Origin of the sequence: Lysinibacillus sp. FSL K6-1151, from assembly GCF_038630755.1 — a bacterium.
In the GTDB taxonomy this organism is placed as follows: Bacteria; Bacillota; Bacilli; order Bacillales_A; family Planococcaceae; genus Lysinibacillus; species Lysinibacillus fusiformis_D.
Genome location: NZ_CP152040.1, coordinates 1871061 through 1884294, shown reverse-complemented (window position 1 = coordinate 1884294; position 13234 = coordinate 1871061). Strand labels below are relative to the sequence as shown.

Sequence of the window (13234 nt, the reverse complement as noted above, 5' to 3'; positions counted from 1 at the left end):
TTTAGTAAAAAAAAAGCGTTTTCACTAAGTTGCTATTATTATAGGCGCAATTCAAAAAAAAATAAATACTTTTTTAATATTTCGTGTTGCCCAATAAAAAAACCGCACCCTAATTCAATTAGGGCACAGTTCTTATTTTAGATTATGCAGTTATATCACGTTTCATAAAGGTTGTATAACTAATCACAAGGAACAAGAATGCATAAACAGCAAGCACAGTTAAAGAGAAAGGCATCGTAACATCCGCAATCATGGAGCCACCACCATGTTCATACTGTGTTAAATCTGAATGCGTGAGCCAAATGTATTTGACAATGTCGTATCTACTCAAGAACATAACAATCATGCCACCTGTAAAGGAGAGGAACATCGTTAAACCAATCGCTAATGAGCTTGAACGGAACACCGAACCTACTAAAAAGGCAAATAATGTAGACATAACAAAATCACCACTAGAAAGTAGATAATGATACGCTAAATCCCCCCATACAGCCTTTTCAACTACTTGACCATTGACGATTTCTAATTCGACACCTGTTCCCATACCAAACAAGATCAAGCCCACAAGAGCACTTACCACCACATTCACAGCATATAAGAATAAACCAAATAGGAAGGTTGACAGTAGTTTGGACGTTAACACTTTCGCACGAGACATCGGACGTGTTAACAGCATTTTAATCGTACCCGTTGAAAATTCGCTCGACACAATACTAGCCGCTGTAATGACCGTAAATAACGTAACAAGTGTAAGCATACCACTTGTAAAGGACATAAAGCTCGCAAAACTATTATCCTTTTGACTAGGCGCATCATTGGCTAAACGATATTCAGAAATAGCGATTTGCTCTTCATAACGGGCCTTATCTTCCTCCATTAAATCATCACTTGCAAGCATCTCCTTGTTCGCTTGGATTGCTTGCTGCTCGATCTCCTGCCAGGAGCCTTCATCTGTTGATTTTACTTCATAATATTTCATGATAGCACCAGGAACAAGAATAACAAGAATGAGCATCGCCACCATTGCCCAGGTTCCCTTTTTATGCCATAATTTCATCCACTCATTTTGAATTAGCTTCAGCAATTTGTCCGCCTCCAGTCATTTCTAAGAATTGATCCTCTAATGTTTTTTGATGTGGCTGTACAGCAAATAGTTGCATACCCGCTTGCACTAATTGAGTCGTCAATGCAGGAACATCCTCTTTCTTCATTTCCACTACATAGCCATCATTTTCAGCAACGAAATGGTAATCATGCTGTTCAAAATGAGCAGACAGCTGTTCTTTTGGCTGTGCCTCCACATAATAAAAGGATGAGCTTTCATTATGAATATCACGGAGGTCAATGAGTTGCCCATTTTGAATCACTGCCACGCGATCACACATTAACTCAATTTCAGATAATAAATGACTCGATACAAAAACGGATACGCCATCTTCCGAAGCAATCCTGCGCAGGTACATACGGAACTCACGAATACCAGCAGGGTCTAAGCCATTTGTTGGTTCATCTAAAATTAAAAACTTCGGTCGATGTAGCAGCGCCTGCGCTAATCCTAGTCGTTGGCGCATCCCTAGTGAATACGTAGAAACCTTTTCATGTATACGGTTTTCAAGACCCACCTGTTGAACGACCTCTTGAATTCGTTCTTTCGTCACATTTTTATGCATACGTGCAAAATGGAGTAAATTTTTATAGCCTGACATAAATTTATACATCTCTGGATTTTCGACAATTACGCCAACCTTACTAATGGCTTCCTCATAATGCTCTTGTAGGGAAAGTCCATCAATAATGACATTGCCCTCTGTTGGATGCATCAGCCCGGTCATCATTCGTATGGTTGTTGTTTTCCCCGCTCCATTCGGTCCTAAAAATCCTGTAATCTGCCCTGGATATAAATCAATGTTTAACTGTTGAATTAATTGCTTGCCTCGAATTGTTTTCGATAAATTTTGCAATTGTACAATTGGTTCTGTCATATTTTTTCACCCTTTCTTATCCATTTCGCCTTGGCATAATGGCGTCCAGATTTTGATGGTACTTCTTCCACGATCAAAATCTATGACATCTGCCAGCGACTATATCCTCAATCAGTGGATGCTATTGAAGCAACACTGCTAAAAATGCTTACTGACGATCCTTTCTTCACTTTGAGAGGTCGGTATCTTGTACTCAAAGACGATAAAATCCCTTCATCCACTCGACTGCGTCCTTATTCGCCACATCGCGTAAGGTTTCAACTTCTTCATAAGCCGTGATGGACCCCGCCTGCAATAAAATAATTTGATCTAAAATAGGTTCTACCTCATATAATTCATGTGTTGATAGCAAAATCGTTTGATTTTCGATATCTGTAAATTGAATTAAGCCCTTAATCAGCTGTTCTCTCACAATGGGATCAAGCCCAGCAAATGGCTCATCCATGACATAAAAAGGAACCTCTCGACCAAGCGTAGCAGCCATTTTCATCCGACCACGATTACCCTTTGATAATTGACGTAGCTTCGTATTTTTATCCACCTGTAAAAATTGTGCGACGATACAGGCCTTATCATAGGAAAAATCTTCAAATTGAGAGGCATAATACTGGAATAGCTGTTCGCCCGTATAATACTCAAAAAACAAATCAGTATCGGGTAAATAAGCAATTTGGTCCGCACTTCTACGTGTGACAGGCTTGCCATTCAGTGTGACTTTACCGGCAGAAGGTCGTAATAAACCCGCTAATACTTTCATTAGCGTAGATTTACCACTTCCATTTTCCCCTACAAGCCCAATGATTTGTCCAATCGGGAAGGAAAAGGATATATCCTGTAAAATCGGCTGTTTCTTATATTGAAAAGACACATTTGATAGCTCTAACATACCCTTCACCTCACGCTTTATTTTTCAAAACATCAAGCATTTCTTCCTTTGAAAAGCCTAGTGCCTCAATCGATGTTAAAAAGTTTTCAGCTAGCTGATTTTTCATTTCTTCTCGTAATAATTCAATGCGTTCCTCATTGCTTGTAATAAATGTACCCTGACCTCGTTTGGTTTCCGTTATCTTCATCGCCTCTAACTCCTTATAGACACGTTGCACCGTATTGACATTCACACCTGTTTCAACTGCATATTCTCGAACGGACGGCAGTCGATCTCCCAGCCGTAACTTTCCCTTCAATATGTCCCCACAAATTCGATCGACAAGCTGGCTATAAATCGGTTTATCACGTGAAAAATCCATTGTCATCGTAATACCACCTTTTCAAGCCATTTGGATGCTGCTAAAAAGAGCAGTAGCATGAATAATGTCATTGCCACTTCTTCGACAACATAAAACGAGCCTAGCATCCATTCCATTGTCATCTCTTTCCCTTTTGGTAAGTACTGTTCGATATGGCGAAGCGAAACTTCTCCACGGAGGAAGATCGTTTGGTACAGCTCACTTTCCGTCATTCGCACCCAACCAGCTGTCGTTAAATAAAATGCAGCCATTGTCAGCACAATCGAAAAACGTCCTATTACGCGCTTCAACTGCAAATAAAAAGCTAAAAAGAATAAAAGAAGGATAAATAGCATTAATTGGAAAATCATTAACACAATAACAACTAATACCAAAGTCAATAAAATTTGTCCAGTACTTACAATCAGTTCATCTTTAATATTGTAGATGGCTATACTCGTAAAAAGTGTATTGAAGAGGACATAGCCTATTAACGAGCAAACCAACTTTGCACCGATAAGCTTCGTGATAGAGCTTGTTGAATGTAACCAGCTCTCCTTTGCTTTAATATCCAAACGCAACGTCGCTAAAAATTGTAAGACAGAATAAAATCCGCCTAGAGCAAGGACGAGCATCGTAAAGGCAAATGCTAGTTGATTCTCATGCGCAAAGAGATCAACATATTGATGTAATACATAGGGAACGATCCAAGATAACATGAGACCAATAAATATCCCCACTAGAAACCATGATCGGTAAAGTACCCATTCTTTTTTTAAAAGCCCTGCAAAACTTTTCAACCTCAACACCTCATGTCATAGTGTACTAGTCAAATAGTACACTATGACTTTTTAATTTTCAAGTGGCAAATACAAGAAAAAGGAAAAAACTTTTTCTTTAGGTCTGTCCTTTTAAAAAGCCTTCCATTCCTTTATTCTTTTGCAATATGAATGAATATTTGATTGAATGAACGGGGCTCATTTGTGCATGCAGAAACACTTCTTTTCAAAACGCTGCTTCTCGAAAGAAGGTATTCGCATGTGAAAAACAGAATATATTGATAGCATTCTAAGAGATAAGGTGGTATATGAATGGAGAAAAGAGTTGTCTTTGACTTTGAAATTGAGTTTACAAATGGAGGTGGCATACAAGGGCAGGAATTCCGTCTTGATCTTAATGGAGATGATATATCGGACGAAGAGCTAGCAAAGTATATTGTGGAAGATATGCGCTTGCTTATGGTAGATAAGGTGCAAATCCTCAATAAGAAAATTATTACTGAAAAGCATAAGCGAAGCACTCTTAATGAGTAATAAGAAAGGATATGGAGCTAGTATTGCTTTTGATTTAAAAATTTCCTTCATCCTTTATTTATCAGCAAATGCAAAAACTCCATTTTGAAAAAAATGATCAAAATGGAGTTAATCTTTCTAACTAAGTATGGAATTTTTATAAGAATATTTAATCAATTAAATGAACTTCTAATGCTTCTTCAATCTATTAAAATACCATAGTCTGTAAAAATCTTCATCATGTTTTGGACACTTATAATCAATTGCTATTTGAGAAAGGTCCTCTATTCACTTATAGCTTTTAGAAGTTGATCCTTCTAATTATAGCTTCTGAGTTAAATTGTTAATAATATTACTTTTATAACTTCTCTAACTTAAATTTATTTATTCTATAAACTTCATCACAAAGAAGATCGATATCCTCTTGATTATGACTGGTCATAATAATTGTTTTCCCTTCCTTTTTATAATTAAGTAAGAGGCTACGTAAGTTTTCTACACTTTCAAAATCTAAAGCATTAAATGGTTCATCTAATATTAATACTTCTTGATTTTCCATAAATGCTTGTGCTAAAGCTAGCTTTTGCTTCATGCCTAGTGAATACTTCCGTACTTTCTGTTCAGCTGTGGGCTGAAGTCCAACTAATTCCATTGTTTTAATGATTTGCTCATCATCAATTTTATTCTGTATCATAGCCAGAGATTTTAGATTTTCAAAACCCGTTTTATTTCCTAAATATCCTGGCCTATCAATTATGACTCCAAAGTTCTTAGGAAAAGTTATATCCTTATGTAAATATTCTCCCCTGATTACTATTTCACCATGATCGGGTCTAACAAATCCACAAATCAACTTAAATAATACAGATTTCCCAGAACCGTTAGGACCTACAATTCCATATATTTTCCCCTTTTCAATAGTTAAATCTATATCTTGAAATATAGTTAAGCCCTTATAGGACTTTTTGACATTTCTTACTTCAATAAGGCTCATATATAGTCATACTCCCTCAAATATATATTTTTTGTTAAGTAAATAAAATATACATACCCCTTCAACTAATACTATAAGGATCAAATACAATGATACGATCATTGGTGATGTGCCATATATCAAATGGCTGTACCCATTTAAACCCACTGGAATGTATTTATAACCAGGGAATAATAATGCGATAAAGATGCCTATAGTAACCAAATTGGTTGAACTGCTCTTTGAAACTATTTGTAATGTAATCGACAGCAGAATGTAAATGCTTATTTGTAGAAAGCCATTGATAAAAAAGTGATATAGCAAAGAAGTAAATTTCATATCTTCCACTACTGTCACTCGAAAGGAAAATTCAATACCCTTAAAATATGCCACTGTTAAAGTCAATATAAATATAAAAAACAAATACAATATTGCCATTAATAAAATATTACGCAACCATTCGCCCATCCATTTAAACATAGAGTTGTAGCGAATAATTTTGTAGTAGCTCAACTCAGAAAACTCACTTGCTAAATAGATTTGTGCCAAATATAAAAAGCCGAAGAAAATTACTATGTAATACAAATACGACAAAAAAGTATAACCCTCAGATGATGTACCGAAAAAATTAAGGAGAAATAGATCAATTACAGTATTACTTCGGGTATCTGCCATAAAGTAAGTTCCTAATACTAATACAAAAAGGTATACTACTATGCCCGTCTGAAAAGAAGTAAAGCTGACTATTTGTTTTCCATCTTTAAATTGCACGGCTAAATAGATTAATCCAAGAGAAACAATTGCTATTAAAGGGAGAGTTAATGTGTTATTCCAAAGATTTAATGTTTGGAACATAACAACATAGTTTGATAAAGACAATTTCGCTAAATACTCAGGGAAAAGTTTCCAGGATACAAAAGAAAATATATATAGAACCGTAACAACAAAGCTTATCCATCTCCATGACTGAAGAAAGACATATATAGTAGTAACCGACATTAAAATAATAAATGTCGTAATAACGAACATAACTATTTGATATAAAAGAGCAAGAAGAGGGAGATCAAAATACTGTCTCATAATGGCAGTAGGTTCGAATAATTTACTTCCAGAACTCCATTCACTTGCAAAGGGAAGCCCTATACTCATGATGAATGCCACTAATAGCCAAACTATAATCGTCAAAGTTAAATACAATAAAATTTTCTTAGAAGCGATGAGTACCCACTTTTTATATGAGCCTAATCTGATCAATATTTGATATTCAAAGCCTTTTACTAAAAAAGTTACATAGAAATATAAGAGGAATGGTAAAACGAAATAAATAATTAAGTTAACATCACTTAGTAATATTATTAGTAGATCCCAAGCATTAACAGGTGCATAACTTTCAATAATTGTTCTTCTTATTCCAAAACAATAAATAAAAATAACGAAACCCAACACATTCCACCTTAACTGCAGCAACTCATTGATAAGACTTCTCAAAATAACCATTCTGTCGAATTCCTTCTCTTAAGATATACATAACTCACAATCACAATTATTAATAAAAACATAAATGGTACAAATACAGTCCATAAGTCTTGTTGCATTATAGAGTACGGAAAAACTGTATATAATGGTGCAAACTTCGAAATACCTAACACAGCAGAAACAAAGCTCATTGCTTGATACCATACAAATGGTATCGATAAAGCAACAAAGGAATTATCTAAGATCAAGCATAAAATTAAAGGTAAAGTAGCATATAAAACTCCATTGATACCTACCCAGAGGGAGTATATAAATCCATACATAAAAGGTCCGTAAACTAAGAGTTGATCGAATGTTACCGTACCAGGCATATTCCCACTATCTCCAATATTAGTGATGAATGCAAATTGGGGGTTTATATATTGAGCAAAGAGGAATGGTAAAAACGCATACAAAAATGAAACCCCAAATGAAAGAAGTGCATTTACTATGATTTTAGCGTTCAAATAGATATTAAAATCTATTCTTATTTTGGTATATGTTAAATAATTATTATTTCTCTCATGAATGATTGTATCTGCAAAAACGAATAATACTAAAATTGGAAAAATCATTGCTCCAATACCATTGAGCAAACGCCCATAGAGATCAATATTGTCAGTGAAGGAATAGCCTTCATGGATTATTAAATATTGTATCCATACGGGTAAAATAATAATAAGAAACCAAGTTAGAACTCTATTAAACGTAAGTATTTGCTTAAATTCAACCCCTATTTGTTGTTTTAACATCTCTCTCTCCTATTCTTCGACTTAAAATAACAAACATCTAAAATAACGGTAACTTTACAAAATTCTAGTTTCCCTAATTAATAGTATCAACTCTAAAAAAGATAGATTAAATAGTAATTAATGAAAGGAGTAAAATAAAAAATAAAGTTTACTTATTAACAAAGACCATGTGGATTTAAAATCCTCATGGTCTTTAAATCTGTTTAAACAGGTTGACAAAATCCGTGAATTAGTTACCTTGGAATGTTCCAGTAACGGTGATAGGTAAAAATGATGTTACATCAGAACTGAATCTTGCTTGTATATATTTATCTTTTTTAATTGAATTTTCTAATAGATAGCCCTTATTAACATGAGATAAACGTACCCAAGGACCCGTATTTGTAAGTTTTGCCGTCTCTGCTCTTGCATCTAGTTTACTCTCGTTAGAGATAGAATCAATAAATAAATATCCATCCTTATCTGAGATAGATTTCTGTTGATATCCATCAGCTGATGATTGATTTAAACCAGGAACAGACGCATTGATGTTACGGGGCTCTGTTAGAGCTTGTACGTTTAACACGCCAGTTGTTAAAAGACCCAAGGAAAGTACTCCCGCTATTACTTTGCTATTTTTTTTCATCTTAACTTCTCCCTCCAACTAGTAGTTTTTCCACTTAATTCAACTATAACTCGGTAAATTTTCAATCTCTAGAATGAGTAAAGGATAAAACTTTTGAGAAAATAGTAAATTAAATATCTTAATGTAATGGAATTTTCCTCATTATAAAGGAAATATATTCACCTCTTATCTGCATAAAAAACCCATTACTATTTGAATATACCATTATTCCATATTTTTTACAATATTATATTTTGGAGGTTACAACTTGAGACATTTATTTACTGCCTAACAATATCTTGAAAATTTTAGAGGGAAAGTTTAAAAACTTTTGTGTAACCTTATTCAGCAAATCTGCTTTGGTTCGTTTCAATATCTTCCTTCACAATCTTTATAGCAACTTCAAAAAACTATTTCACTTTCAGAAATCTACGAAGCTGAAATGATTTTTAATAAATTTTTACAAATTCACAGCTAGTTGAAAGCGATGCTATTTGATTTAGACGATACATTACTGAATCGAAGACTTTTGGAATCGACAGTTTCCTTGTTGTTTTTCTATCAATCAAAATACGTTGAATATTATCCATTCTATCAAAAAGCATGTACAAGTTGGCATTATCACAAACGGGTCGGCTCAGAGACAAAAAGCAAAAATCATGCACACTCATTTAACTAGCTGTTTCGATCTCCTCATTATTTCTGAGGAAGTGGGCTACAGCAAGCTTGACAAGCGCATTTTTGAACTTGCCTTAAACAAGCTTCAAGTGCAACCAGAAGATGCATTAATCGTTGGAGATGACTTAGAAAAGGATATCGGCGGCTGTCAGCATGCAAAGATCAAGGGTATATGGTTCAATCCATATAGGCGCAAAAATGATACTGACATCAGACCCTATGCAGAGATTCATTCGTTTGATCCATTAGCAAAAGGAAGAGCCCTGTTTGACTAGGACTCTTCCTTTATGTGTTAGACCATTTTCCCTACTACTTTTACCTTTAATCTTGTTGCATTTTCTGGATGATAGGCTAGTGGTGTTTCTTCTACTTCTACCAGCTCAATCGTCTCTTTAATGGCTCCTGCTAATACTGCTTGTTTCACCGCTTTACTTTGGGCATCCTTTAATGATTCCTCGCGAGGTTCCTTGGCATAAATATAAATTTGCTCATATTGACCACTAATTTGCGCAATAGAGGCACCGATGGCATTCGCCACACCACCATATTCATTTTTCACAATAGTGGAAACGCCTCGAATCTGCTCTGGCACGATAATCCCCCCACCGCCTACTAAGACCAGTGACACATCCTCTGAGGAGGTTTTCATCTTATCAATGGCCTGTTCCAGTAAGGAAGAAATTTCTTCTTGAACGGCTTTGGCAAATGCTTCATCTATATGTGCGACTAAAGTGGGGTCGCCTACTTCTGCTAAGCCTAGACGGACAGCGATATCCGTTGTTGTTAAAGTCGAGCCACCAAAGACAAGTGCCTCCTCACTAATTTGATAGCCTACACTATCTGGTCCAACTGTAATTTTGTCACCGTTCACACGAACAATACTACCACCGCCAAGACCAACTGAAATAATATCTGGCATCCTAAAGTTTGTCCGAATGTCTCCTACTTCCACAGCAACTGAAGATTCTCGTGGGAATCCATCCTGTAATACGCCTATATCTGAAGTCGTTCCCCCAACGTCCAGCACCATTGTATTTTGAATTTGGGATAAATACGACGCTCCACGAATACTGTTTGTTGGCCCACAGGCAATCGTTAAAATTGGGAATTGTTTTGCATAATCGATGGACATTAACGTACCGTCATTCTGACATAAATAAACGTCTACATTAAAAATACCTTCCGTTTGAAGCGCCTGGACAAAGCCCTGTGTTGTTGTCTCAATGACCTTACATAATGCCGCATTGAGAATCGTTGCATTTTCACGTTCAATTAGCCCGACAGAACCAATTAATGAGGAGCAGGAAATAGGAAATTCCTCGCCATAGACCTCTTGAATCCATTCACGAACCTGTAATTCTTGATCATTTTTAATAGAAGAAAAGACACCAACAATTGCAATCGATTCTACTTGGTCGTGCCATTCCTCTAATAGTTTTTTAATTTCTTCTTGATTAAGAGCACTTAATAATTGACCATCGTATTCATAGCCACCATGTGCAATCGCATAATGACCCGACAATTGATCGATCATATCCGCTGGCCAAGCTGTATAAGGAAGTACTGATGCCGTTGCTGGATAGCCTAACCGAACAACACCGACTTTTGCTAGCTTTTTACGTTCAACAATGGCATTTGTACATTGGGTTGTCCCTAACATTGCATGTGTTATTTTTGTTTTATCAATATTTGCACCCTTGAGTAATTGTTGCAAGGACTTTTCAATACCCGTTTTAATATCTAAGCTTGTTGGTGATTTCACACTGTAAATAAGTTGACTATTATGGTCTAAAAGGATGGCATCCGTATTTGTTCCGCCCACATCAATTCCAATTTTATACATGTTTTGTTACCTCCTTTTTCACCATTTCCTCAATTGGCATGTAATCATAATCATAGCCAAAGTATCTTGGTCCTGCTGTTTCAATGCCTTTTGCTGTACGCCACTTTTCATGTGCTGGTAAGCCAATCACACGCACACGTTTACCATATTTTAAGCTTTCTGTTGTAACAGGCAATAATGTTTCATAATCCACCAAACAAATTAAGTCTGGCGTCATCGCAACAACCTGCTCGTTTTTCTCTGCTAATAAGTTTTCATTTTGGAAATGAACCTTCATTTGATCGTTTTTATAGGAATCAATCCCTTCAAGATTCATTTTACCTAGATTAAACCCACCTTTTGTTTCACGAATAACATCTACTATTTTTCCTTGGAATAGCTCATAGCCCTCTACAAGCGTTAAAAGATTTTCTAGCTTATCGTTCACCTCTTGATCTTTAGAGGCAATAATTTCACCGATTTTTTCAGAAAGCGTCACAATATGATGAACACCACTTTTCTTAATTTGTGCACCGGTCGTAGGATACAGGCTCACTAGAGAACTAGCGCCCATCTCTACCGTTGCAGTTCGGGCGAGACGCTCCGTCCATTTATTATCAATCGTTTCAAAAATACCAATATTCCCTTTTTCATCTGTGATGGCCATTGGGGTTGCCGAAATTCCATCTAGGTTAAAGGTCACCATTTGTAATTCCGGGAATGCACGACCCATCCCGTCGCAATCAATCAGCGGTAATCCAAGCTGTGCAGCTACTACAATCGGAATCATCGAATTGACGCCGCCCGCTTCCATTGGATAAGTGCCTGCAATTTTTTCTTTTCCTAAATATTGAGCAAGCTTTTGGAATACCTTGACAAATTCATCCCCACGTGGAAATTTTTCTACTAACACGGAAGGTGCACCCATCATCGCTGCTGGAATGAAAAAGTCATCATCCCCAATTTCATCCACCGAATACAACTTCACAGGCCCATTTTTTTCGATGGCAGAAAGCGCCATAAGTTTCCCAATGTATGGATCTCCGCCTCCACCTGTTCCTAGAAATGCTGCACCAATGGCAATATGTTCAATAGCTGCTTGATCTAAATATCTCATCTATGTTCCTCCAGTATGACCGTTTTTTGTATGGATAGACGATACCCAATATAATAAATAACGAATGAAATAATAATGCCAATCATCGGTTGATTTGGCAGTGATGGCAACTCAGGGAATAAAGAGAATACCACTGGCATACAGGCAATCATAGCCCCTACTAACCAAGAAAATACGCCTAATCGATTGACCCCTTCCACCTCATGCCAGCTATCTGCTTTGCCTTTATGAATCACCCAATAGGAGGCAATCATCACCCCTGCAACAGGTGGAATCATGGCCGATAAGATCGACATAATAGGTGTAAAATAATTTAATATCCCAACTACCGCTAAAATTGTGCCAATTGTTCCTGCAACCCCAATCGCTAAGCGCTCTTTGTTTTTGGCAACATCGAACACATTAATTAAAGCGATACCGCCAGAAATGGCATTGACCAAATTCGTTTTCCATGTCGCTAAAATCAAGCCAACCCCGCCAATAAACGGTGTTGCGATATGCAGAAAGACAGCTGTAATATCACTTGTCTGATAGGCAATCGTTAAGATGGCTCCTACTGCAATCATTAGTACACCAGCTGGAATAATGCCCAATGCAGCGGCCTTGACTACATCTGAACGTTTTTTGGAAAATTGCGAATAATCTCCCGCTATGACAGCCCCTAAAGCAAAAGATCCAATCGTTACAGCTAAACCATCCATAAAGTTCATATTCCCCTGTGGCTGATAGTCTCGAATAAGCTGTAGCTGATCGCCCGTTAATGTTTGCCCTAAACCGTAAAGGCAAATGATGACAAGTAATGGTACGGCGATATAGCTTAATACACGTAACACTTTCATTCCATAAAGAGCGGATACGACCATCACCATACCACTTATCAATGAAGCAAGCGGAATAGGTATATTCAAATGATAGATTGCTAGTAAATTCGCTAAGGCAACGCCACAAACATTGGCCTGAATACCAAACCAGCCTAAGCAAGCAATGGCTAAAATAATGGACAAAATAGTACGAGAGCCTTTTTTACCAAACACTTGCCCTGCCACATGAACAGTTGGTTTTCCTAAATCACTGCTTTGCATTCCTTGTAAAATCATAATGAATACGACAATCGCGTAGCCTACAAAAGCGACAGCAAGTGCCTTTGATAGACTCATATTTGTTATGAGTGCGTTACCTACTAATAAACTGGGAATACAAATCATGGCACCCGCCCAAATAATGCCTAAGCTATACCATGATTGACCTTTGTTTTCGTTTTGCATATGACTCC

Annotated in this window: 13 protein-coding genes and 1 pseudogene; 2 read left to right on the top strand and 12 right to left on the bottom strand. The window is 36.6% G+C overall.

Annotated elements, in window-relative coordinates:
* Nucleotides 1-142: 142 nt before the first annotated feature.
* The 5 genes from MHI04_RS08910 to MHI04_RS08890 all read right to left on the bottom strand — a co-directional run bounded on the left by MHI04_RS08910 (nucleotide 143) and on the right by MHI04_RS08890 (nucleotide 4017).
* A complete protein-coding gene (locus tag MHI04_RS08910; RefSeq protein WP_036117201.1) occupies nucleotides 143-1084 on the bottom strand; it encodes an ABC transporter permease in 942 nt (313 codons plus the stop codon).
* Nucleotides 1062-1982, bottom strand: a complete 921-nt coding sequence (locus MHI04_RS08905; RefSeq protein ID WP_342535542.1) for an ABC transporter ATP-binding protein — start codon at nucleotides 1980-1982, stop codon at nucleotides 1062-1064. The genes MHI04_RS08910 and MHI04_RS08905 overlap by 23 nt, the downstream gene beginning before the upstream one ends.
* A 193-nt stretch (nucleotides 1983-2175) precedes the next feature.
* The gene (locus MHI04_RS08900; RefSeq protein WP_036117197.1) at nucleotides 2176-2868 is read right to left on the bottom strand and encodes an ABC transporter ATP-binding protein; all 693 of its coding nucleotides are present in this window, start codon (nucleotides 2866-2868) and stop codon (nucleotides 2176-2178) included.
* 10 nt (nucleotides 2869-2878) lie between these two features.
* Nucleotides 2879-3235, bottom strand: a complete 357-nt coding sequence (locus MHI04_RS08895) for a GntR family transcriptional regulator (RefSeq protein WP_036117195.1) — start codon at nucleotides 3233-3235, stop codon at nucleotides 2879-2881.
* Complete coding sequence (locus tag MHI04_RS08890; protein WP_244504810.1) at nucleotides 3232-4017, bottom strand: hypothetical protein; 786 nt, start codon at nucleotides 4015-4017, stop codon at nucleotides 3232-3234. Before MHI04_RS08890 ends, MHI04_RS08895 begins: the two co-directional genes overlap by 4 nt.
* Before the next feature lie 282 nt (nucleotides 4018-4299).
* Between MHI04_RS08890 and MHI04_RS08885 the strand changes: the two genes are divergently transcribed.
* The gene (locus MHI04_RS08885; RefSeq protein WP_036117191.1) at nucleotides 4300-4521 is read left to right on the top strand and encodes a hypothetical protein; all 222 of its coding nucleotides are present in this window, start codon (nucleotides 4300-4302) and stop codon (nucleotides 4519-4521) included.
* Between the two features lie 337 nt (nucleotides 4522-4858).
* On the opposite strand, the gene MHI04_RS08880 is transcribed toward MHI04_RS08885, so the two are convergent.
* From MHI04_RS08880 to MHI04_RS08865, 4 genes are all read right to left on the bottom strand, one after another.
* Nucleotides 4859-5494 (bottom strand): ATP-binding cassette domain-containing protein, encoded by a 636-nt coding sequence (locus MHI04_RS08880; RefSeq protein ID WP_089932440.1) that lies wholly within the window; start codon nucleotides 5492-5494, stop codon nucleotides 4859-4861.
* Nucleotides 5495-5500: 6 nt separating this feature from the next.
* Nucleotides 5501-6916 carry a hypothetical protein gene (locus tag MHI04_RS08875; protein WP_139149508.1) on the bottom strand — a complete coding sequence of 472 codons (1416 nt, stop codon included), beginning with the start codon at nucleotides 6914-6916 and terminating at the stop codon, nucleotides 5501-5503.
* Between the two features lie 41 nt (nucleotides 6917-6957).
* Nucleotides 6958-7740 carry a hypothetical protein gene (locus MHI04_RS08870; RefSeq protein WP_036117185.1) on the bottom strand — a complete coding sequence of 261 codons (783 nt, stop codon included), beginning with the start codon at nucleotides 7738-7740 and terminating at the stop codon, nucleotides 6958-6960.
* Between the two features lie 229 nt (nucleotides 7741-7969).
* Nucleotides 7970-8365: a hypothetical protein gene (locus MHI04_RS08865; protein ID WP_051891561.1), complete on the bottom strand. Its 396-nt coding sequence runs from the start codon at nucleotides 8363-8365 to the stop codon at nucleotides 7970-7972.
* 497 nt (nucleotides 8366-8862) lie between these two features.
* Between MHI04_RS08865 and MHI04_RS08860 the strand changes: the two are divergent.
* Nucleotides 8863-9297 (top strand): annotated as a pseudogene (locus MHI04_RS08860) (HAD-IA family hydrolase); the annotation flags it as partial.
* Nucleotides 9298-9314: 17 nt separating this feature from the next.
* On the opposite strand, the gene MHI04_RS08855 reads toward MHI04_RS08860, so the two are convergent.
* The 3 genes from MHI04_RS08855 to MHI04_RS08845 are packed head-to-tail and all read right to left on the bottom strand — an operon-like array spanning nucleotide 9315 to nucleotide 13226.
* Nucleotides 9315-10865 (bottom strand): hydantoinase/oxoprolinase family protein, encoded by a 1551-nt coding sequence (locus MHI04_RS08855; protein ID WP_342535541.1) that lies wholly within the window; start codon nucleotides 10863-10865, stop codon nucleotides 9315-9317.
* Complete coding sequence (locus tag MHI04_RS08850; protein WP_342535540.1) at nucleotides 10858-11961, bottom strand: DUF917 domain-containing protein; 1104 nt, start codon at nucleotides 11959-11961, stop codon at nucleotides 10858-10860. Before MHI04_RS08850 ends, MHI04_RS08855 begins: the two co-directional genes overlap by 8 nt.
* Nucleotides 11958-13226 (bottom strand): cytosine permease, encoded by a 1269-nt coding sequence (locus MHI04_RS08845; protein WP_058843740.1) that lies wholly within the window; start codon nucleotides 13224-13226, stop codon nucleotides 11958-11960. Before MHI04_RS08845 ends, MHI04_RS08850 begins: the two co-directional genes overlap by 4 nt.
* Nucleotides 13227-13234: the final 8 nt, after the last annotated feature.